The organism is Paenibacillus cookii (assembly GCF_018333375.1).
GTDB classification, from domain to species: domain Bacteria; phylum Bacillota; class Bacilli; order Paenibacillales; family Paenibacillaceae; genus Paenibacillus_AQ; species Paenibacillus_AQ cookii.
The window spans coordinates 21,732-41,105 of record NZ_BORW01000023.1 but is presented as its reverse complement, the minus strand read 5'-3'; the positions used below and the strand labels follow the sequence as shown (position 1 = coordinate 41,105).

The window sequence follows — 19,374 nt, the reverse complement described above, 5'->3', positions numbered from 1 at the left end:
CACTACTTCCCGAGGAAATGTTTGATAAAGAAATCGAGCTGGTAGTCCAGCGTGATCGGATCGTTGAAATAAAACGCTTTGGCATCCGCGACGAAAACATGGCCGTTTTTTACGGCAGGCATATTTTTGTACGTCTCCGTCTCCTCCAGGGAATTGCCGGAATCCTGATCCTTGCTGAAAATGACGTAATCGCCGGCGAATTCGGGCAGAACTTCGGGAGAAAGCGCGTAATACCCTTCCTTCAGAGCGGTTTCCTTGACCTTCTCGGGCATGTTCAGCTTCATCTGCTGATACAGAATTTCGGTGCCGCGGCCCCAGTTGTCGCCGTAGACGTACAGCTGCTTGTTGAAAACTTCCATGACGGACACGGTCGCCTTGTCGCCGATTTTGGCTTTGATCTGTTTGCCGGCCTCATCGGCGCGTTTTTTGAAATCGTCTATCCAGGCCTGCGCCTCTTTTTCCTTGTTCAGCAGTTTGCCGATTTCCAGCTGCTGCGTCAAATAATCGACTTTTCCGTAGGTGTAGGTGACCGTAGGCGCAATCTGTTTCAGCTTGTCGACGTTTTTGATGTTGGACAGTCCGATGATGAGGTCGGGGTTCAGTTCGATGATTTTTTCCAGGTTTTCGTCCGAAACTTCTTCCGCATCTTTCAGCTTGTCTTTGAAGTTCGGGTTCATTTTCGACCAGGAGTCGGCGCCGACCACGTTGACGCCAAGCGCCAATACGTTGCCGGTGAAGCTGGAGAGAACGACGACGCGTTTCGGATGGGCCGGCACCTTCACGGGGCCGTTTTCGGATTGGTAGGTGATCGTTTCGGAGCTTGCTTGTTCCGCGGCGGCGTTTCCTTCCACCTTGCCGTCGGCTCCGTTTTTGCTGCTGCAGGCGCTTAAGGCGAGGATAAGGCATAATAAAAGGGGTAAAAATGCTTTTTTCATTGGATTGACGCTCCTTCTCAAAATATATGTTTGGATTCCGCTAAGTTTTGATCAAATCATAGGTGACGCACATCGGTTTCCCGGTCCGCGGGTCGCGGCCGACGGCCGCATCGATCGAATAGACCTGCTTCAGCACTTCGGGGCGGATCACTTCCTCGCCGCTGCCGGTTTTGACGATTTCCCCGTCCTTCAGCGCGATGAGATAATCGGCGAAACGGGCGGCCTGGTTGATGTCGTGAAGCACCATCACGATGGTGCGCTGCTGCTCTGTGTTGAGATTCTGCAACAGTTCGAGCACTTCCAGCTGATGCGCCATGTCCAGGTATGTAGTCGGCTCGTCGAGGAAGATGATATCGGTTTCCTGGGCGAGCGCCATCGCGATCCATACCCGCTGGCGTTGTCCGCCGGAAAGCGTATCGACCGAGCGGTACTTGAAATCCTTCGTGCCCGTCTCCGCGAGCGCCCAGTCGATCACCTCGACGTCGCGCGGCGTCAGGCGCCCGAAGCCTTTTTGGTACGGAAAACGCCCGTACGACACCAGCTCGCCGACGGTCAGCCCCGCAGCGCTTTCGGGCGTTTGCGGCAGGATGGCCATTTTTTTGGCCAGCAGCTTCGTATTCTCCTTGGCGATGTCCTCTCCGTCGAGAATCACCGTGCCGCCCTGGTGCGGAATAATGCGGGTGATCGCTTTCAGCAGCGTCGATTTGCCGCATCCGTTGGAGCCGATGATGGCGGTGATTTTTTTGTCGGGAATGCTGACGCTGAGATTTTTGACGATAGAGCGTTCGCCGTAGCCGATGCTGAGTTCCGTAGTGTACAGCCGAACCATGAGTGGCCCTCCCTTATATAGCAAAATATTTTTTAGAGACAAGATATGATTGCCGAAATAAACCCTCCTAAATGGAGCATAATATGTTCGGACATGACTGATAATGATTCTCAATATCGTTAAAAGAATAAGTTGATTTTGCGTCGATGTCAATAGAATCTTGAAAATCAAGGAAAATCCATGTATATTTTTATTGAGAATGAGAATTGTTATCATTAATAAGAATGATTATAAATAAAGTTGAGGAGCGAGCGGGTATGGGTCAGGAAGAAATTTTCGATATGACAGTGGTCGGCGGGGGGCCGGCCGGGCTTTATTCCGCTTTTTATAGCGGGCTGCGGGAAATGAAGACCAAAATCATCGAGTTCCAGCCCGAGCTGGGCGGCAAAATACATGTGTACCCGGAGAAAATGATTTGGGACGTCGGCGGCTTGACGCCGATTCCCGGAGCCAAGCTGATCGAGCAGCTGGTGCAGCAGGGGCTGACGTTTAACCCCGAGGTCGTGCTGAACGAAAAGGTCGAGTCCATTACGCGGCGGGGGGCCGGAATTTTCGAGCTGCATGGCAGTTCGGGGCGCGTCCATCTCTCCAAGACGGTCATCATCGCCGTCGGCGGCGGCATTCTGAATCCGCAGAAGCTGGAGATCGAAGGCGCAAGCCGTTTCGAGATCAGCAACCTGCATTATACGGTCAAATCGCTGAAGCGGTTCAAGGATAAAACGGTAATCATTTCCGGCGGGGGCAATGCCGCGGTCGACTGGGCCAACGAGCTGGAACCCATCGCGAAAAAGGTCTACGTCGCCTACCGCAAGGACGCGCTGAACGGGCACGAAGCTTCCGTGGAACAGCTGCTGAACAGCTCGGTGGAATGTTTGTTCCATCGGACGATTACCAAGCTGCATGCCCGCGCAGACCATGAAGCGATCGAACGCGTCGAACTGACCCATCAGCAGACGGGCGACGTGATGGAGCTGTACGTGGATGACGTGATCATCAATCACGGATATGAACGCGACACGACCTTGCTGCAGCAAAGCGACCTCAAAATCGACATTGCCGACGAATATTTCATAGCGGGCACGCCAAGCAGCGAGTCCTCCGTTCCCGGATTGTACGCGGCCGGGGATATCCTCAAACATGAAGGCAAGCTGCACCTCATTGCGGGGGCCTTCCAGGATGCGGCCAACGCCGTCAACAAGGCGAAACGGTTCCTTCAGCCGGACGCCGACGCGGTCGCCATGGTCTCCTCGCATAACGAAGCGTTCAAAGACAGAAACCGGGATCTCGTCAAAAAAATGATGGGGTAAACCGCGAACCGATAGAAAGTCCTTTTGTCGCAAAGCGAGGGGGCTTTTTTTCGTATCGTCAAGAAGTCGCGGGTATGATTCCATTAAACAATCCCCGATCAGGAAGAAGCGCAACCAATGTACCTGCATCGCAAGAGCTCTTTCCCGGAAACGTCTTCCTTTAAATTACATGATTTCTTGTATTCTCCGCGAGTTTTCAAGCTTTCCTTTTTCAAAAATCGCCCTTACCCGACGCATCTACCCCTTTTAGCGCCTCAATTTCGCTGATCATAGGGGAAATAACTAAAAATTACTATTTTTTTTAGTATTCGATATATAAAAAAGATACCGTTCTGAGTTAAAATAAGGAAAATAGGACCTTATATTTTTTCATCACGCATGACGGAAGTCTAGGATAGGGAGATCATACGCCTATATAACATAAATAGTTCATATTTAGCAGGACCATACATCGATGTCAAACGAAGATGACAAGGGGAGAGCGTGTGATGGTTAAGGAGCAAACGAGGTATTCCCGGCTCGCGAATATTACGAAACTGATCAACACCAAATTGGAATTGCGAGAGGTATTGCAGCATGTAACGACAGCTATTTCGGAGGAGATCGTCCAATGCGATTCGGTTGGCATTTATCTGCCGCAAGGCGATGGGACCTTTAGGGGGTATGTCGGCAAACCCGAGATCATCAACGGGATGACGCTGGACATGCATATCATCGACACCAACCGCGATCAGCTCGCCAAAGAAGTGATCGAAACGCAAAAAACGATCTACATTCCGGACACATCACAAGATCGGCGCCCCGACTCCTGGGCGATCGAAGGCTTCGAGATCAAATCGCTGCTCGTTCTTCCCATCTCGTATGAGCAGGAGCTGTTTGGGCTCGTGTTTCTTTTTGATTACGGCATTCCGATGAATTTGACGGAATCGGAGATTCAGACGGTCGAGGCCTACGTCAATATGGCGGCCGTGGCCATCCGCAACGCCAACAATTTGACGCATAAGGAAAATCTGATCGCCGAGAAGCAGCTTCTGCTTGACGTGACACGCAACTTATCGATGTGCTCGACCATGCAGCAGGGGCTGGACACAAGCTTTTATTATATCGCCAAAGTGCTGAACAACTACAACATCGGGGCCCATTTGCTGGACCCGCTCGCCGGGAAAAGAATCAAACCCGCCAAGCTGAGCAAGGACAGCGACTGGTCCGAGGAAGACTGGATGCGAACGCATCAAAGGGTGAAAATCGACCCGGAAAATGATCGCGTTTTCCACGAGGTCGTGCGCACGAAAAAAGTGATCATCATTCCGGACGTTTCCAAGGACGACAGGCCTAACCATGAGGCTTGCCGGGATTTCGGGATCAAAGGGATGTACATGTTTCCGCTGGTTTCGATGGGGGAAGTGCTAGGCGTCATCGCGGTGGTCAATCTCGGCGAAAAAATCATGACGTATTCGGAAGCCACGATCCAGCTGTGCCAATCCATTGTGGAAGCCACGGCTTCGACGTTGTCGAATTTGCTTTACATGGAGAAGCAGGAAGTCATCATCGAGGAAAGGACTTCTGAAATTACGTTCAAGAACAGGGAACTGGAGCGGGTCGTGGCCGAGCTTCAGCATCTGAGCCGGGAGAAGGAGCTCATCCTCAACTCGGCCGGCGAAGGGATTTTCGGCCTGGACCTTCAGGGCAACATCACCTTTTGCAACCCCGCCGGCGAGGCGATGCTCGGTTATGAAGCCAGGGAGCTGATCGGCCAGCCGGCCAGCGTTATTTTTTACGGCAAGGGTGAAGATAGGGAGCGGGGGGACGGCATGGATTACCGCAAATGGGATAAATGCCATGCGGACGACTGCTTTTACCGCAAGAACGGCTCCAGCTTTCCGGTCGAATACGTCATTTCATCCATCAAGGAAGGGGACGATATCGTCGGCGACGTCGTGACTTTCAAAGACATTACGGAACGAAAGCAGATGGAGGAGGAAATCAGATACCATGCCTACTTTGACAGCGTGACGGGCCTGCCTAACCGGGTTTTGCTCAAAGACAGGCTCGATCAGGGCATTAAATACGCCCAAGCGAACGGAGGGAAAATAGCGCTTCTGTACCTGGATTTGGACCGTTTCAAATTCATTAACGACACGCTGGGGCATACCTACGGCGATTTGCTGCTGCGGGACGTTGCCAAACGGCTCGTTGACTCCATTCCGAAAAGCGCGACCGTTTCGCGCCAAGGCGGGGATGAGTTTACGATTTTCCTGCCGAACATCAAAAGCAAAAAAGAGATTTCGAAGGTCGTTAACCAGGTCATCGCTTCGTTCGAGGAACCGTTTTACGTCAAAGACCATGAAGTGTACATCAAAACGAGCATCGGCATCAGCCTGTTTCCGGATCATGGGGACACCAGCGAAACGCTGATCAAAAATGCGGACACCGCGATGTATAAATCGAAAGAGATATCCGGGAACAGCTATCACTTTTTCAGCACGGGCATGGACACGAGGACGTTCGAAATCGTCAAGTTCGAAAACGCGTTATACAAAGCGCTTGATCAGGACGAGCTCATTCTCTACTACCAGCCCCAAATCAATTATAAAACGAATACGATCGTCGGCGTGGAGGCGCTTCTGCGCTGGAATCATCCGAAAGAGGGCATGGTGCCGCCGGACGAGTTCATTCCGATCGCCGAAGAGACGGGGCTCATTGTCCCGATCGGGGAATGGGTGCTTCGGAACGCATGTATGCAGATCAAGAAGTGGCATAAAAAAGGATTCCCGCCGATCAGCGTATCCGTCAATTTGTCGGTCAGGCAGTTCGAGCAGAACAACCTGTTCACCGTCGTGAAAAACATTTTGAAAAAAACCGACCTGTCGCCGGAATTTCTGCACCTGGAGGTCACCGAAAACCAGATCATCAAAAACACCGACGTGACGCTCAGAACGATGGAGCAGCTTAAGGGTCTGGGCATTAATATTGCCATCGATGATTTCGGGACGGGCTATTCCTCCCTGGGGTATTTGAAAAACTTTCCGATCAGCACGCTGAAGATCGATAAATCCTTCGTGCAGGACATCATCAAGGACGACGACAATGCGGCCATCACGAACACGATTATTACGCTGGCCCAGAATTTGAACCTGAACGTCATTGCCGAAGGGGTCGAGACCAAGGAGCAGGCCGAGTTTTTGGCTGCCCGCAGCTGTTATCTGATGCAGGGCTATTATTTCAGCCGTCCGATGAAGGCGGAGGACATCGCTCAATTGTACCTATCCTGCGGAGTGAACTGAGCCTTCTTTTCGGCCCGGTCACTCTTTACACCATAGATAAATAGAAATTTATTAGGAGGTTTTTTTATGAAAGCAGCACGCGCAGTATTGGAGTATTTGAAAGGATTAGGCGTAAGGCATATTTTCGGCATTCCCGCCGGTTCCGTTAACGTCCTGTTCGACCAGCTGGTGGAGATGCCCGAAATCACGCCGGTCGTTACCAAACATGAAGGGGCTGCGTCCTATATGGCGGCGGCCTATGCCAAATATTCGGGCCAGCTTAGCGTGGCCATCGGCTGCAGCGGGCCGGGGGGAACCAATCTTGTCACCGGCGCGGCCAACGCGATGCGCGAGCATCTGCCGGTATTGTTTTTGACGGGTGCGGTTCCGGTCAATACGGTGGGGTTGAACGCGTCGCAGGAATTGGACGCCGAGCCGGTATACCGGTCGGTCACCAAATACAGCGTGACGGTGCGCGAATCCAAGGATCTGCTGGCCGAGGTGGCAAAAGCGGTTGAAATCGCGATATCCGGCGTGCCCGGGCCGGTCCATGTAGCGATGCCGATCGACGTGCAGCAGGGCGAAGTGCAGGTTACGATTCCCGAGCCGCCGAAAAGAACGCCGATCGTGCCGGAACTGGATACGATCAAGAAGGTTGCGGAGGAGCTGGCGAAACGCGAGAGCGGATATGTTTTCATCGGGCAAGGCGTCCGCGGTTCGGTGGATCAGGTGCTTGAGCTTGCGGAGCTTCTCAACTGGCCGATCGTGACCACGCCGCAGGCGAAGGGACTGATTCCCGAAGAGCATCCGCTTCTGTCCGGGGTATTCGGTTTCGCGGGTCATGAAGGGACTTCGGCGCTCATCAATGACGGGGATGGACAAGCCCTGCTGATTCTCGGCTCCAGCTTGGGCGAAACTGCAACAAACAACTGGAATATGAATCTGACCAAAAACCGGTTCTGCGTGCAGATGGATTTTGACAAGACCGTATTCGGCCGCAAATACGAAATCGACATCCCGGTTCTTGGCGACATCAACCTGAGCCTGATGTTCCTGCTCGAGGAACTGAAAGCGCTCGGACTGCCCAAGCAAGGCGCAAAAGCGTTGGAAAAACCGCAAAGTTACGTCGCGACAGAGGAATACAACACGCAAAACGTGCTGAAAAACCTGCAGAAGCATCTCCCGGCGGATACGCGCTACACCGTCGATATCGGGGAGTTCATGTCCTACGTGATCCATTACATGAACGTTCTGGATTACAACACGTTCGACATTAACGTCCATTTCGGGGCGATGGGCAGCGGCATCGGCTCCGCCATCGGCTCGAAATTCGCCGATCCGGACCGTCCTGTGGTATGCATCACGGGAGACGGCTGCTTCTTCATGCACGGCATGGAGATTCTGACGGCCAAGGAATACAATTTGCCGATCCTGTTCGTCATCATGAACAATGCGCGGCTGGGCATGGTATACCACGGGCATGAGCTGCAGTACAAGCGGTCGCACGCGACCTTTGCCCAGAAGGAAGTCAGCATTGCGGCAATGGCGGAAGCCATGGGCATCCCAAGCTATCGCGTACAGGAGATGAGCGACCTGAACAAGGAAGCGCTCAGCGGACTGCTGAATGCCGGCGGACCTGCGCTTCTCGAAATCGCATTGGTGGACAACAACACCCCTCCGATGGGCGACCGCGTGAAATTTTTGTCCTCTTTCGGTAAATAATGATCCGTATGATAAAAAGGGCTCTGATCTTCGATCAGGGCCCTTTTTTTGGCGCGGCAAAAGCGCTGAACGCAGCCGGGAAGGCGGCTGAGTGAACGCCAATGAGGAAAGCGCGGGTTATAGATGGCTGTACGCATTCCGGATGGAGGCCATAATCGCACCCATCGTTTGGCCTTTAAAGGCGTCCGGCACGGCTTGTCCGTCCGGATTGACATAATAATATCTCTGCCCCTCCGCAACAGGGCTGTAACCCAGATCGGCCAAAGCCTGTCCCAGGTCCTCCGGCAGTTCGTCCTGTCCTGTCCGCTCCCGGAAATATGCTGTGGGATACACGCTGACGTCGATGTCCCCTTCGCCCGTATACACGACGAACAAATCCCGATCTTGCCGCACGATCCATTGGCCTTTGGAGAACAGCGATATTCTTGCTTTGTCCAAAGCCGATATGGCGTCAAGATTCACGCCGAACAGCTGGTTCAGCAGGCGGCGAACTTCAGGTCCTGCCAGCCGCCTGCCGCATTCGGCCAGCTGCAAATCGATGACGTCGCGGGGAGGGATCGGGCTGCTGCCAGCTTGCATTCCCCCTAGCCTGCGTTCGGCAGCGGCGCGGATTTCGCGTTCGGCTTCCGGGAGCACCAAGGCATGATCCAGATCCAAACCAAAAACCCGCAGCACGACCTCATGAATGACCTGCCCCGTCAAGTCCTGATCGAACGATAAAAGATAGGCGTCCATAAGTTCTGCTTTGCTCATTTGCTGCCGCCGATGTTCCAGCTCGTCCGGGCCGGCGTTTGGCATGGCCTTGGCGAGCGTCTTGTCGATTCCTTCCGTGATGATGTCCGATAACGATGCTGCGTTTTGCTGCTTCATAGAACCCTCCACCATTGTTAAAGATATCCATCCCGTGCTATGAGTTTTATTATAGCGGATTCCGGCGGCCGACAAGAAGCGATTTTTTTAGACTATGCCTAGCAAAGCGCAGGAGCATGAGGAGGAACCTTCGCATACATTAGGGTAGACATTGACCCAAGGATTGATGACATGATCCTGCGGAGGGAGGCTTCGGAAGTGGCGGTTGACTTAACATCCCCATCCTTGAACTTAAGCGCGGATTCGAACGAGGTGGTGACTTATCGCCGGGATTCGCGGAATTACATTACCCAGCTTTTTTCCCCGCAGTTGCCTGCGGCCGAGACCGGGTTTTTTAATATCCGCATGAGCCGGGGCGTGATGATTACGCCGCATTGGCATACGAACTCGAGCGAAATGGTCGTGGTAATTGCCGGCGAAGTGACGACTTCGGTCTTTAACCCCAATACGCAGCGGTTAATGACATACCGGCTCGGGCCGGGAAAGGTTGCCCAATTTCCGAAGGGGTGGTTCCACTGGATCGTTTCGTTGACGGACGATACCTTTATCATGGCGATCTTTGACCGTCCGAATTCGGATATCGTATACGCGGCGGATTTTCTCCGGTTTACGCCCAAAGAGATCATGGGACTGGCTTACGGCGTCAATCCGGAGGAGTTCGCGCAGGCGGTGGCGCCGATCCGGCAATCCGTCGTCCTGGGCCCGTCCGTCGAATCCCGGAATCGGGAGAACGCTCCCGGCGTTTCGCAGGGTTCGTTTTATGAAGGGGATGATGCGCGCTCCTATCCGGGACTGCAGCCGGGTTATGGGCAGGAGCAGCGGCCTTCAGGCCCGGAGATTTCGCACCCGTGGCGGATGGAGCCGAACCGGTTCTGGTGGTAAATCATCGTGGAGGGGGATGCTCCCCTCTCTTTTTTTGTTCATCAAAAATGTTACCGGTGATAGGTGTTCTGCCGCTTCCCGGTTGATCGGACATTTTATCGGAATAAAGGTTGTCGCTATCATATTTTACTCTTATAATATGGTAATACGGTACCATAATAAAGCGAATAAACGGCGAATAGAGGAGCACATCATGAAACGAATAGCGGTCATCGGCAGCAGCGGCGGCAATTTATATAATTTGGGGGGCAAAGACCCGGACAAGCTGGTCGGGGAAATTGCGGCCCAATGCAACAGCGCCGGCATGGAATTGGGCGCAGTGCAATTTATCGCTGCGTCGGAATCGATGGATACGGCCAAAGAAACGACGTCGGCCGTTTTATATGGTTGGAATACGGAAGAACGCCGATTGGCAAAACGCCTGGAAGGCACGTTAAAGGAGGTCAACGAGGCCGCCTTTGAGCTGGACGCCGATATGGCTGCGCTGATCGGGTCCGGACAAATCGACGGCTTGATCGTCATGAGCGCCGATCCCGAAGGCGCCAACGGCCAGGCGATCCGGGCAGCGGCGGAGAAGTCCATCCCCGTCGTCGGCACGGGCGGGACCTCCATGGCGCTGATCGGCTCGAAAGGCGCGAAGGTCATCGCCGCTTCGGGTACGACGGGCACGACCAACCGCACGCGAGCGGTGTCGTTTATAACGTCGTTATGCAAGCATTGGGGGATGAAATACGTTCCTGTGCTTGGAAGCCCCGACGGCTACAAGCAGCCTGCGGGCAATCCTTGGCGGAGGATCAATCTGAAAGGGATCATGCAGTCATCCCTTCCCGGTTTTATCGCCATGGCGATCGTGCTTGCGCTTAGCCAAATTCCGGCCCTTAAAGGTTTAAGCGCCGTGTTTGACATCATGCTGAAGGCTTTGCCGGTCGTGCTGGCGGTGATCGCGGCGAAGCAAATATCCGATATGGACGAAGTGTCCATCGTAGCCGGCGTCATCGCCGGAACGCTGTCCATGAACGGCGGGATTATCGGGGGGATTCTCGGCGGAATCGGGGCGGGCCTGCTGGTGCAGTTCCTGTTCGTCAAATGCGTGCAGTGGCGTTTTCCGATGACCACGGTCAATATCGTTGCCGGAGGGTTCGCGGGTCTGGTTTCCGGGCTCATCATGTATTATTTGGTGGCTCCGTTTGCGCTGCAGGCCGGAGAATTCATCAAGTACCTGATCAATCTGGCGATTTCATTCAACCCGATCGTGGCGGGCGTGATCGGAGGCCTGCTGATCTGGCCGGCGATTCTCGGCGGAGTGTACCACGCCGCGATTTTGCCGATCGTACTCCTTGAAATGGAGAAGACGGGCAACAGCTTCCTCGGGGCCATCGATATGGTCGGGCTGGTCATGGTATCGGCAGGCATTACATTGGCGAATCTGGTGGCGCCGAGAGACAAAGGCGAAGCGGCGGTGGCTGCCCCGGGTTTCCTGATTAACATGGGCTTCGGCACCTTTGTCGAGGCAGCCTACCCTTTCATGTTTTCGAATAAGTGGGTATTCGGGGGAGCGATTGCCGCAGCCGGGATCGGCGGCGGTTTGGTCGGCGTGTTTCAAGTCCGCGGCACGGCCTACGTCCCGTCGTTCATGGGGCCTCTCTTGTCCAATAACGTGGTGGGATTTACGATCTCCATGGCGGCTGCGCTGCTGCTCGCGTTTGCGGTTACGCTGGTGGCGAACAAAACGTCCCGGGGACGCAAAACGGCGGATCGAAACTTGCCCGCCCAGCAATCCGTCTCCTAAACGGAAAGACCCGGGTCGGCTTGGAAAAGGCCGGTCGGGTCTGTTTTTCATATCAACCCGCTCTGGTTTTTCGGGAATTTCGTCGCTAAACCGTCCGGGTTTTTGCCGGGAGCCGGGAAGTCCGGCGAGCGATCCATTTTACGCAAGTTCGCCGGAAGTTATCCGAACCCAAAGAAATCCCCTATGACGGGGGTTTTTGAGTTTTAAGGGCGGTGGCGTACCGCTTATATGATTTAAAGCCTAGATGCAAGACGTCCGTTAACGCCGTTTGGATCCGTCGACTTTTTTTCGGAGCTTGTTGACGGCACGGCCGCCTTTTCTTCCTCCTACGGCCTGCTGCTGCTTGGTGTACGGGCTTTCGATGGCGGCGTTGGTGCCGCCGGTGCTGAATTTGCCGGCTCCGCTGGCCAGCTGCGTGGCGGAAGACGTTCTGCTGCGTCTCGGCAGCTTGGCGACTTGATGGTTGATGACGAAGACGGCTTCCTTACGGCTGCTGCGGGTTTTTCCGGAGTGGGAATACCGATGGTGGCCAGGGGAAGGGGGGATCATTTTGTCTAAAATATTTTTGGCGCGTCCCTCCGGCTAATGTTAAGATGTTGCTAAAAACAATAAAAAGTCGGGAAAAGGAGCGGATGTTCATGAAATATCGCCGTCTTGGAAGCAGCGGGCTTGAAGTGTCTTTGCTTGGTCTCGGGACCAATGCGTTCGGCAAACGCGCGGACCAGGAGACTTCGACCCGGATTCTCCATCATGCCCTCGATCGGGGCATCAACTTTATCGATACGGCCAACATTTACGCTGGCACGGAGTCGGAACGGATCATCGGGGAGGCTCTGGCCGGGAGAAGGCATGAAGTGGTGCTGGCGACGAAAGCAGGCATGGTTCGCGGCGAAGGTCCGAACGAGCGGGGCTCCTCGCGGTATCACTTGATGCGTGAGCTCGATGGCAGCCTGAAACGGCTGCAAACGGATTACGTGGATTTATACCAGATCCATACGTTTGATCCGTACACGCCGCTTGAGGAGACGCTTCGGGCGCTGGACGACATGGTGCGTGCCGGCAAAGTGCGTTACATTGGCGCTTCCAACTATGCAGCCTGGGAGCTCATGAAGGCGCTTGGGATCAGCGAGATGAAAGGGCTCACCCGTTATGTATCCCTTCAAACCAGCTATTCGCTCGCCGATCGTACGCCGGAGCAGGAGATGATCCCCCTCTGCCTGGATCAAGGCGTAGGCATCATTCCGTATTTCCCGCTGGCCGGGGGCATTCTGACCGGCAAATACAGCTTCGCCGACCGGGCGCCGCTGAAGTCTCGCGCGCAAACGGACCCAAGCTTTGGCCGGTTTATCAACGATCAGACGTTGACGCTTTCCGAGCAGGTGAGCCGGATTGCCGGAGAACACGGCTGTACGCCTAGCACGCTATCGCTCGCCTGGCTGATGGAACAACCTGCCGTTTCGACCGTCATCGTCGGGGCGACCCGTCCCGAGCAGCTGGATGAAAACCTGAAGAGCTTGGAGCTGAATCCGGACGCGGAGGCTTTGAGCCGGCTGAACGAGATCAGCGAGCCCTTCCGGTACGGCAAGCCCTTTGCGACGTATCGGTTGACTTAACCCTATTGCCGTTACAGACGGTGCGGATAGACGCGCCTTCCGTGACGGCATATTTTTTTTTGCATTTATGACATTCGGTGACGTAGTTCCCCTGTATGATCAGTATAAACAATGACAATGAAGGAGCTGATACGATGGAAAGACCGCTCGATGGGAAAATCGCTTTAGTTACCGGAGGGAGCCGCGGAGCGGGACGGGGAATCGCGATAGAGCTTGGGAAGGCCGGAGCGGTTGTTTACGTTTCCGGAAGGAGCTTGCGCGGCGAGTCCACCAACGGCTTTCCCGGAAGCATCGACGAAACCGCCGAAGAAATACGCCGTTTAGGAGGCCAGGCGGTGCCATGCCGGTGCGATCATACGCGGGACGAGGATACAAAAGCGCTGATCGGGAGAATCCGCCAAGAGCAAGGGCGGCTTGATATTTTGGTAAACAACGTTTGGGGGCTGCATGATTTCGAAGCAAATTTAAAGCCCCGGGCTTTTTGGGAATACCCGTTAAAGATGTGGGATGCGGTATTTCAGAGCGGCGTGCGTGCGCAAATAGCGACCAATCACTACGCTATTCCGCTGATGCTGGAAACCGGCAGGGGCATCATCGTGCATACCACCTTCCGGGATCAGGACAAGTATTTGTCGACCTTTTATTACGATCTTGCCAAAAATGCAATCCATCGAACCGTGTTCGGCCTTTCTCACGACCTGAAAAATACCGGCATTACGGTGGCGGCGGTTTCTCCCGGTTGGATGAGAACAGAGCTTGTGCTGAAAAACTTCGGCACCGACGAAGATCATTGGCAAGAGGTGGAGGCCCTCGGCCGTACCGAGTCGACCTATTATATCGGGCGGGCCGTATGCGCATTAGCTGCAGACCCTAACAGGCACGATAAACACGGGCAGGTGCTGCAGGTAGGCGACCTTGCGCTGGAGTATGGTTTTACGGATATTGATGGGAGATATATCCCTCCATTTGTAATATAGAATGTTGCTTTTAGCAGTACCCCTGATTTTGCCCAAGCTTGCTTGGACGCCCGAAAAGCCAGGCCATGAACCCATGCCCAGGCCCCTGCATAACATATAACACACTTTGCAGCAGGGGAAGGGAGTGACCCTGACATGGTCATTCATTTAACGGCAATTCATTACGTGTACCTGGCGTTTATCGTGTTGATTATGGCGCTGCTTATCCGGCGGCGGGATACGACGATGATTTGCGTCGCGGGCATTTTTGCGCTCGGCATACTGGCGACGGGCACGATCAGCGGCTCCGTATCCGGGGTGTTCAATTCATTCATTTATGCGACCAAAGAGCTGATGGGGACGATCATGATCATCTCCATTATCGTGGCGATGAGCCGCGTGCTGATCCGAACCGGCATCAATGAGGCGATGGTGGCGCCGCTCACGAGGTTCCTGCGGACGCCGGCATTGGCCTACTGGGGCATCGGGATCATCATGATGGCGACGTCCTTTTTTTTCTGGCCTTCGCCGGCCGTCGCGCTGATCGGCGCGGTGCTGCTTCCGGTTGCGCTTCGGGTCGGCTTGCCCGCCTTGGGCGCGGCGATGGCGATGAATTTGTTCGGCCACGGCATCGCGTTGTCCGGCGACTATATTATCCAGGGAGCGCCGAAGCTCACGGCCGACGCGGCCGGAATTCCGGTGGCGAGCGTCATGGAAGCCAGCGTGCCGCTTGTGATCTGCATGGGGGTCGTCACGACCGTAACGGCATTTTGGATGATGCGAAAGGACCTGAAAAAAGGAACGTGGAGGGACGGATTGGTGACCGTCAAAAGCGCGGGCAACACCCTCGCCGCCAGCGGCGAAGAGGATGAACAAGGCGTGAAGCTGTCCGCCGGAACCAAAAACATGCTGGCCGTCGCGATTTTGCTCCTTTTTCTGGCCGACGTCGCGGCCATGTTCGTGCTTAAGCTCCAAGGCGGCGATGCGACGGCGCTCGTCGGAGGCACGGCAGTGCTCATTCTGGTCGTGATATCGCTTATTGCCCATCAAAACCGGGGGCTGGAGAAAATCACCTCTTATTTGATCGACGGATTCGTCTTTGGTTTTAAGGTGTTCGGCCCGGTCATTCCGATCGCCGCTTTCTTTTACTTGGGCGATTCGGCGTTCACCGACTTGTTCGGGAAGGTTTTGCCTCAGGCGTCGCATGGCATCGTCAACGACCTCGGCGTAGCGCTGGCCGGCTTGGTTCCCCTCAACGGGGCGGTCGGAGCCGTGACGCTGACGATTACGGGCGCGATCACCGGCCTGGACGGCTCGGGCTTCTCCGGCATCTCGCTTGCAGGCTCCATCGCCCAGCTGTTTGCGGCTGCGACGCATACGGGTGCGGCAACGCTGACGGCATTGGGCCAAGTGGCGGCGATTTGGGTCGGAGGCGGCACGCTGATCCCGTGGGCGTTGATCCCGGCGGCCGCCATTTGCGGGGTCAGCCCGTTCGAGCTCGCCCGCCGCAATCTGAAGCCGGTGCTGATCGGACTGCTTGCGACGACGGTTTTAGCGATATTTCTGCTGTGAACGAATATGGCCGAATAGCAACGGCCCCAAGGAGTTTAGGGAATCGGCGTCGAATGATTTGTCAGGGCTTCATCGCCCTGATTTTTTTATGAACGCAGGGCCCATTCAAAGATTGGAGGCGACTCACCATGACCCAGTCCAGAACGGAACATGAATCAGGGAACGGGCAGCAGGCCAAACCGGTCGGTTTGACGGCCGCCGCGGGTTTTCAAATCGGAGTACGAAGAACCTTGCCCTTGTCGGTGCAGGAGGCTTGGTCGCTTTTGGTCTCTCCCGAGGGAATGAAGCTGTGGATCGGCGAGGCGGACGGGCTGGACCTGAAACCGGGAGAAACCTTTGCCGCGGCAGAGGGAGTTACGGGAGAGCTCAGGGTGGTCAAGCCGCCGGAGCAGCTGCGGATGAGATGGCAGCGTCCCGGTTGGAATCATCCGTCCACGCTGCAAATCCGCGTGCTGCCTGCCGCGCAGGGGAAGGCGACCGTCAGTTTTCATCAGGAAAAGCTGGAGGACATGCATGCCAGGGAAACGATGAAAAGCCACTGGGAAGGAGCGCTTGAAGGCCTTCGCGCACTGGCGGACCGCGCCGGAAAATAAGCCGAAATTGATGAGCAAGGAGCCGACATCCCTATGAACAGAACAGACCGGCTGCTGGCGATCGTGCTGGAGCTGCAAAGCCGAAAAATCGTTCGGGCCGAAGAGCTGGCCGAGCGGTTCGAAACAAGCGTCCGCACGATCTACCGCGATATGCAAGCGCTCAGCGAGGCGAACGTGCCGGTTGTGGGCGCTCCCGGGCAAGGCTACTCCCTGATGGAGGGATATTTTTTGCCTCCCGTCAGCTTGACGGCCGCTGAGGCGGTTGCCCTGCTGCTGGGCGCCGAGTTCGTTCAAAAGAAGCTGGAGCCGAATTACGGCATTCATGCCGCATCCGCCAACGCCAAAATCGAAGCCGTTCTCCCCCAACCCGTACGCGCCGAAGCCGGCCGGATCCGGGCTACCATGCGCCTGCTGCAGATCCCGGAAGCGGACGCCGGCAGGATGGAGCGGGAAAACTTGGAGCTGGTGCGCGGGGCGCTCCTGGAGCGGAAGAAAATCCGCTTCCGCTACGCCAAAGCCGGTCCGGGGACGGAGGGGAGCCGGGTGAGCGAACGCACGGCGGCCCCTTATGGCCTGATCTATGACCGGGGAGCCTGGCTGCTGGTCGCGGCCTGCGAGCTGCGCGGGGATATTCGCCATTTCCGGGTATCCCGCATGTCCGAACTTCGCGTGTTGGCCGATGGCTATGAGCTTCCGGACGGATTCGACCTGGAGAAGTACAGGCCGGCCGATGACCGCGAGCTTGTGATTCTCCTGTCGGCCGACCGCGCGATCGAAGGCCGAATCAGAGAGTCGGACAACTACTATATCGACGCTTTGGAGGAACATCCGGACGGACTCCACATCCGGATGCGCGTCCGTCGCATCGAGGAGGTTCTGCAATGGATCATGGGCTGGGGGTCGGCCATGACCGTGCTCGAGCCGGAAGCCCTTCGCGAGCGGATTCGGAATGAAGCCGAAAAACTCCTGAAACGCTACTGACATAACGGTGTCAGTAGCGTTTTGTTATGGTTATTCCAGAACCAATAACCAAGGAGTGATTGCGATGAATACAAAAGAAACGATCCGCAGCCTGGAGAACATCACCGGGCATTACATCGGGGAGCTGGAACGCTTTAGCCTGGAGGAATTGCACCGCAAGCCCGGCGAAGAGGAATGGTCGCTTGGGCAAATGTACATGCATTTGATTCAGGCATCCCTGCATCTGCATTTAAGGAACGTCCGGGCATGCGCCGAGTCCGCGGAGGGCGTCGCCAAGGCCGGAGAGAAGACGGAACGGGGGAAGATTGCCTTCTTAAACGGGGAGTTTCCGAACATCCGGATCCAAGTCCCGCCATCCCCGGCGTATACGCCGCCGCAACCCGCGAGCAAGGAGCAAATGATCAGCGGTTTGCGGTCGGTCCTTGACGGCATGAGAGACGCAGAGCCTTTGGTGCATCAGGCCCCGCTGCAAAACAAGCTGGTCCACCCCGGTTTCGGCGCTTTAAATGCAGCCGAGTGGTTCATGCTGGTTGAAATGCATTTCCGGCATCATTTGCGGCAAAAGGAGCGGCTCGAACGGTTTTTGGCAATTTGACGGTCGAAATCTATGCACCTGCAGCTGGCTGACAGCTGCAGGTTTTCTTTTTCATAAGCCCCATTCGCGGGAATCCCTTTTTCGGCATCCCTATTGGCAAGCAAAGCATCCGTTCCAGGGCAGTTGTATTGCGCCGGGAATTACGGGCAAGGTTGGACAAGCGCAAGGGTTGCCGTAAATCCTGCCTGTCTCCCCTTGTTTTGCTAATGAAATTTTGGGACAATAATGACAGATTTTCGTTCCAATCTGGTAAAGTAGAGAGGGACGAGAATTTTACGCTTTTGGAAAAGAGGAACGTAAACCAATGAGCAAACCATCCATTTATGGACTCACTGTGGACCAGTTGGCCGCTTGGCTGGCTGAGCATGGACATAAAAAATCGCGCGCCCAGCTTGTTTGGGAAGGACTGTACCGCAAACGCGTGACGGCATTTTCCGAGATGCCGGAGCTGAAGCCGGAATGCCGGACGCTGCTGGAGGAGCATTTTGCGATTCAAACGTTGGAGGAGCATACCCGCCAGGAATCCGCAGACGGCACCATTAAGTTTCTGTTCCGCCTGCAGGACGGCAACCTGATCGAAACCGTGCTGATGCGCCATAAATTCGGCCTGTCCGTATGCGTGACGACGCAGGTGGGCTGCAATATCGGATGCAGCTTTTGCGCGAGCGGCCTGCTGAGCAAAAGCCGGGACCTGACCAGCGGCGAAATCGTGGAACAGGTGATGAAGGTCCAGCTTTTCCTGGACGGCCGGCAAAATAACGAGCGGGTCAGCCATATCGTCGTGATGGGCATCGGCGAGCCGTTTGACAATTTCGAGCATATGTCGAATTTCATCCGGGTCATCCGCGACCCTAAAGGTCTGGCGATCGGTCCGCGGCACATTACGGTGTCGACCAGCGGCCTGGTGCCGAAGATCCGCGAATTTGCCGACAGCGATCTCGGAACGAATCTGGCGATTTCCCTGCACGCGCCGAACAACGACATCCGCACGCGAATCATGAAGATCAACCGGGCGTATCCGATCGAGCCGCTGATGGAGGCGATCGATTATTACCTGGAGAAAACGAACCGCCGAATCACGCTGGAATATATCCTGCTGAAGGACGTCAACGACCAGCCGGAGCATGCGCAGGAGCTGGCGGAGCTGGTAGGCAGCCGCCGGAACCTGGCGAACGTGAACCTGATCCCGTATAATCCGGTCGACGAGCACAGCCAGTATCAGCGGAGTTCCAAGGAGACGATCACCGCCTTCTACGATACGCTGAAGAAAAACAATATCAGCGTCAGCGTGCGGCTTGAGCATGGCACGGACATCGATGCAGCCTGCGGCCAGCTGCGCAGCAAGCAGATCCAAAGCGACCGCGCGCGCGGCGCAAAGGCAAACCGGGCAGCAAACGAGTAATCTTGTCGGACGAATCAAAAGAGCGCAATCCCTTACTTCCGGGATGCGCTCTTTTTTCGGTCAAA

16 protein-coding genes are annotated in these 19,374 nt (G+C 55.3%); 12 read left to right on the top strand and 4 right to left on the bottom strand.

The annotated features are described in order from the left end of the window. Positions 1–2: 2 nt before the first annotated feature. Both KI367_RS18475 and KI367_RS18470 read right to left on the bottom strand, forming a co-directional pair. Complete coding sequence (locus KI367_RS18475) at positions 3–935, bottom strand: iron-hydroxamate ABC transporter substrate-binding protein (RefSeq protein WP_036706141.1); 933 nt, start codon at positions 933–935, stop codon at positions 3–5. A gap of 40 nt (positions 936–975) precedes the next feature. Beyond that, complete coding sequence (locus KI367_RS18470) at positions 976–1,764, bottom strand: ABC transporter ATP-binding protein (RefSeq protein ID WP_036706143.1); 789 nt, start codon at positions 1,762–1,764, stop codon at positions 976–978. A gap of 257 nt (positions 1,765–2,021) precedes the next feature. Here KI367_RS18470 and KI367_RS18465 point away from each other — a divergent pair, with 257 nt between their 5' ends. From KI367_RS18465 to KI367_RS18455, 3 genes are all read left to right on the top strand, one after another. Next, positions 2,022–3,071, top strand: coding sequence for an NAD(P)/FAD-dependent oxidoreductase (locus KI367_RS18465; RefSeq protein WP_036706145.1), 1,050 nt, complete (start codon positions 2,022–2,024; stop codon positions 3,069–3,071). Positions 3,072–3,559: 488 nt separating this feature from the next. Continuing rightward, positions 3,560–6,355 carry a sensor domain-containing phosphodiesterase gene (locus tag KI367_RS18460; protein ID WP_212951452.1) on the top strand — a complete coding sequence of 932 codons (2,796 nt, stop codon included), beginning with the start codon at positions 3,560–3,562 and terminating at the stop codon, positions 6,353–6,355. Between the two features lie 66 nt (positions 6,356–6,421). Then, positions 6,422–8,056: a thiamine pyrophosphate-binding protein gene (locus KI367_RS18455; RefSeq protein WP_212951450.1), complete on the top strand. Its 1,635-nt coding sequence runs from the start codon at positions 6,422–6,424 to the stop codon at positions 8,054–8,056. Positions 8,057–8,173: 117 nt separating this feature from the next. Here the strand turns inward: KI367_RS18455 and KI367_RS18450 are convergent, their stop codons facing one another. Then, entirely contained in the window at positions 8,174–8,926 is a 753-nt protein-coding gene (locus tag KI367_RS18450) for a hypothetical protein (RefSeq protein ID WP_212951448.1), read from the bottom strand. A gap of 198 nt (positions 8,927–9,124) precedes the next feature. Here KI367_RS18450 and KI367_RS18445 point away from each other — a divergent pair, with 198 nt between their 5' ends. Both KI367_RS18445 and KI367_RS18440 read left to right on the top strand, forming a co-directional pair. Next, complete coding sequence (locus tag KI367_RS18445) at positions 9,125–9,808, top strand: cupin domain-containing protein (RefSeq protein WP_246537073.1); 684 nt, start codon at positions 9,125–9,127, stop codon at positions 9,806–9,808. 193 nt (positions 9,809–10,001) lie between these two features. After that, positions 10,002–11,597: a PTS sugar transporter gene (locus KI367_RS18440; protein WP_246537072.1), complete on the top strand. Its 1,596-nt coding sequence runs from the start codon at positions 10,002–10,004 to the stop codon at positions 11,595–11,597. Positions 11,598–11,855: 258 nt separating this feature from the next. On the opposite strand, the gene KI367_RS18435 is transcribed toward KI367_RS18440, so the two are convergent. Then, on the bottom strand, positions 11,856–12,146 hold the full coding sequence (locus tag KI367_RS18435) for a hypothetical protein (protein WP_212951444.1): 291 nt from the start codon (positions 12,144–12,146) through the stop codon (positions 11,856–11,858). A gap of 89 nt (positions 12,147–12,235) precedes the next feature. Between KI367_RS18435 and KI367_RS18430 the strand changes: the two genes are divergently transcribed. The 7 genes from KI367_RS18430 to rlmN all read left to right on the top strand — a co-directional run bounded on the left by KI367_RS18430 (position 12,236) and on the right by rlmN (position 19,309). After that, positions 12,236–13,210 (top strand): aldo/keto reductase, encoded by a 975-nt coding sequence (locus tag KI367_RS18430; protein ID WP_212951442.1) that lies wholly within the window; start codon positions 12,236–12,238, stop codon positions 13,208–13,210. Between the two features lie 134 nt (positions 13,211–13,344). After that, entirely contained in the window at positions 13,345–14,187 is an 843-nt protein-coding gene (locus KI367_RS18425; RefSeq protein WP_212951440.1) for an SDR family NAD(P)-dependent oxidoreductase, read from the top strand. A gap of 135 nt (positions 14,188–14,322) precedes the next feature. Next, on the top strand, positions 14,323–15,738 hold the full coding sequence (locus KI367_RS18420; RefSeq protein WP_212951439.1) for a hypothetical protein: 1,416 nt from the start codon (positions 14,323–14,325) through the stop codon (positions 15,736–15,738). Between the two features lie 128 nt (positions 15,739–15,866). Then, complete coding sequence (locus tag KI367_RS18415) at positions 15,867–16,331, top strand: SRPBCC family protein (RefSeq protein WP_212951437.1); 465 nt, start codon at positions 15,867–15,869, stop codon at positions 16,329–16,331. Between the two features lie 33 nt (positions 16,332–16,364). After that, entirely contained in the window at positions 16,365–17,312 is a 948-nt protein-coding gene (locus KI367_RS18410) for a helix-turn-helix transcriptional regulator (protein WP_036706155.1), read from the top strand. Positions 17,313–17,376: 64 nt separating this feature from the next. Then, entirely contained in the window at positions 17,377–17,907 is a 531-nt protein-coding gene (locus KI367_RS18405) for a DinB family protein (protein WP_081991946.1), read from the top strand. A gap of 304 nt (positions 17,908–18,211) precedes the next feature. Continuing rightward, positions 18,212–19,309: a dual-specificity RNA methyltransferase RlmN gene (rlmN, locus tag KI367_RS18400; RefSeq protein WP_212951436.1), complete on the top strand. Its 1,098-nt coding sequence runs from the start codon at positions 18,212–18,214 to the stop codon at positions 19,307–19,309. Positions 19,310–19,374: the final 65 nt, after the last annotated feature.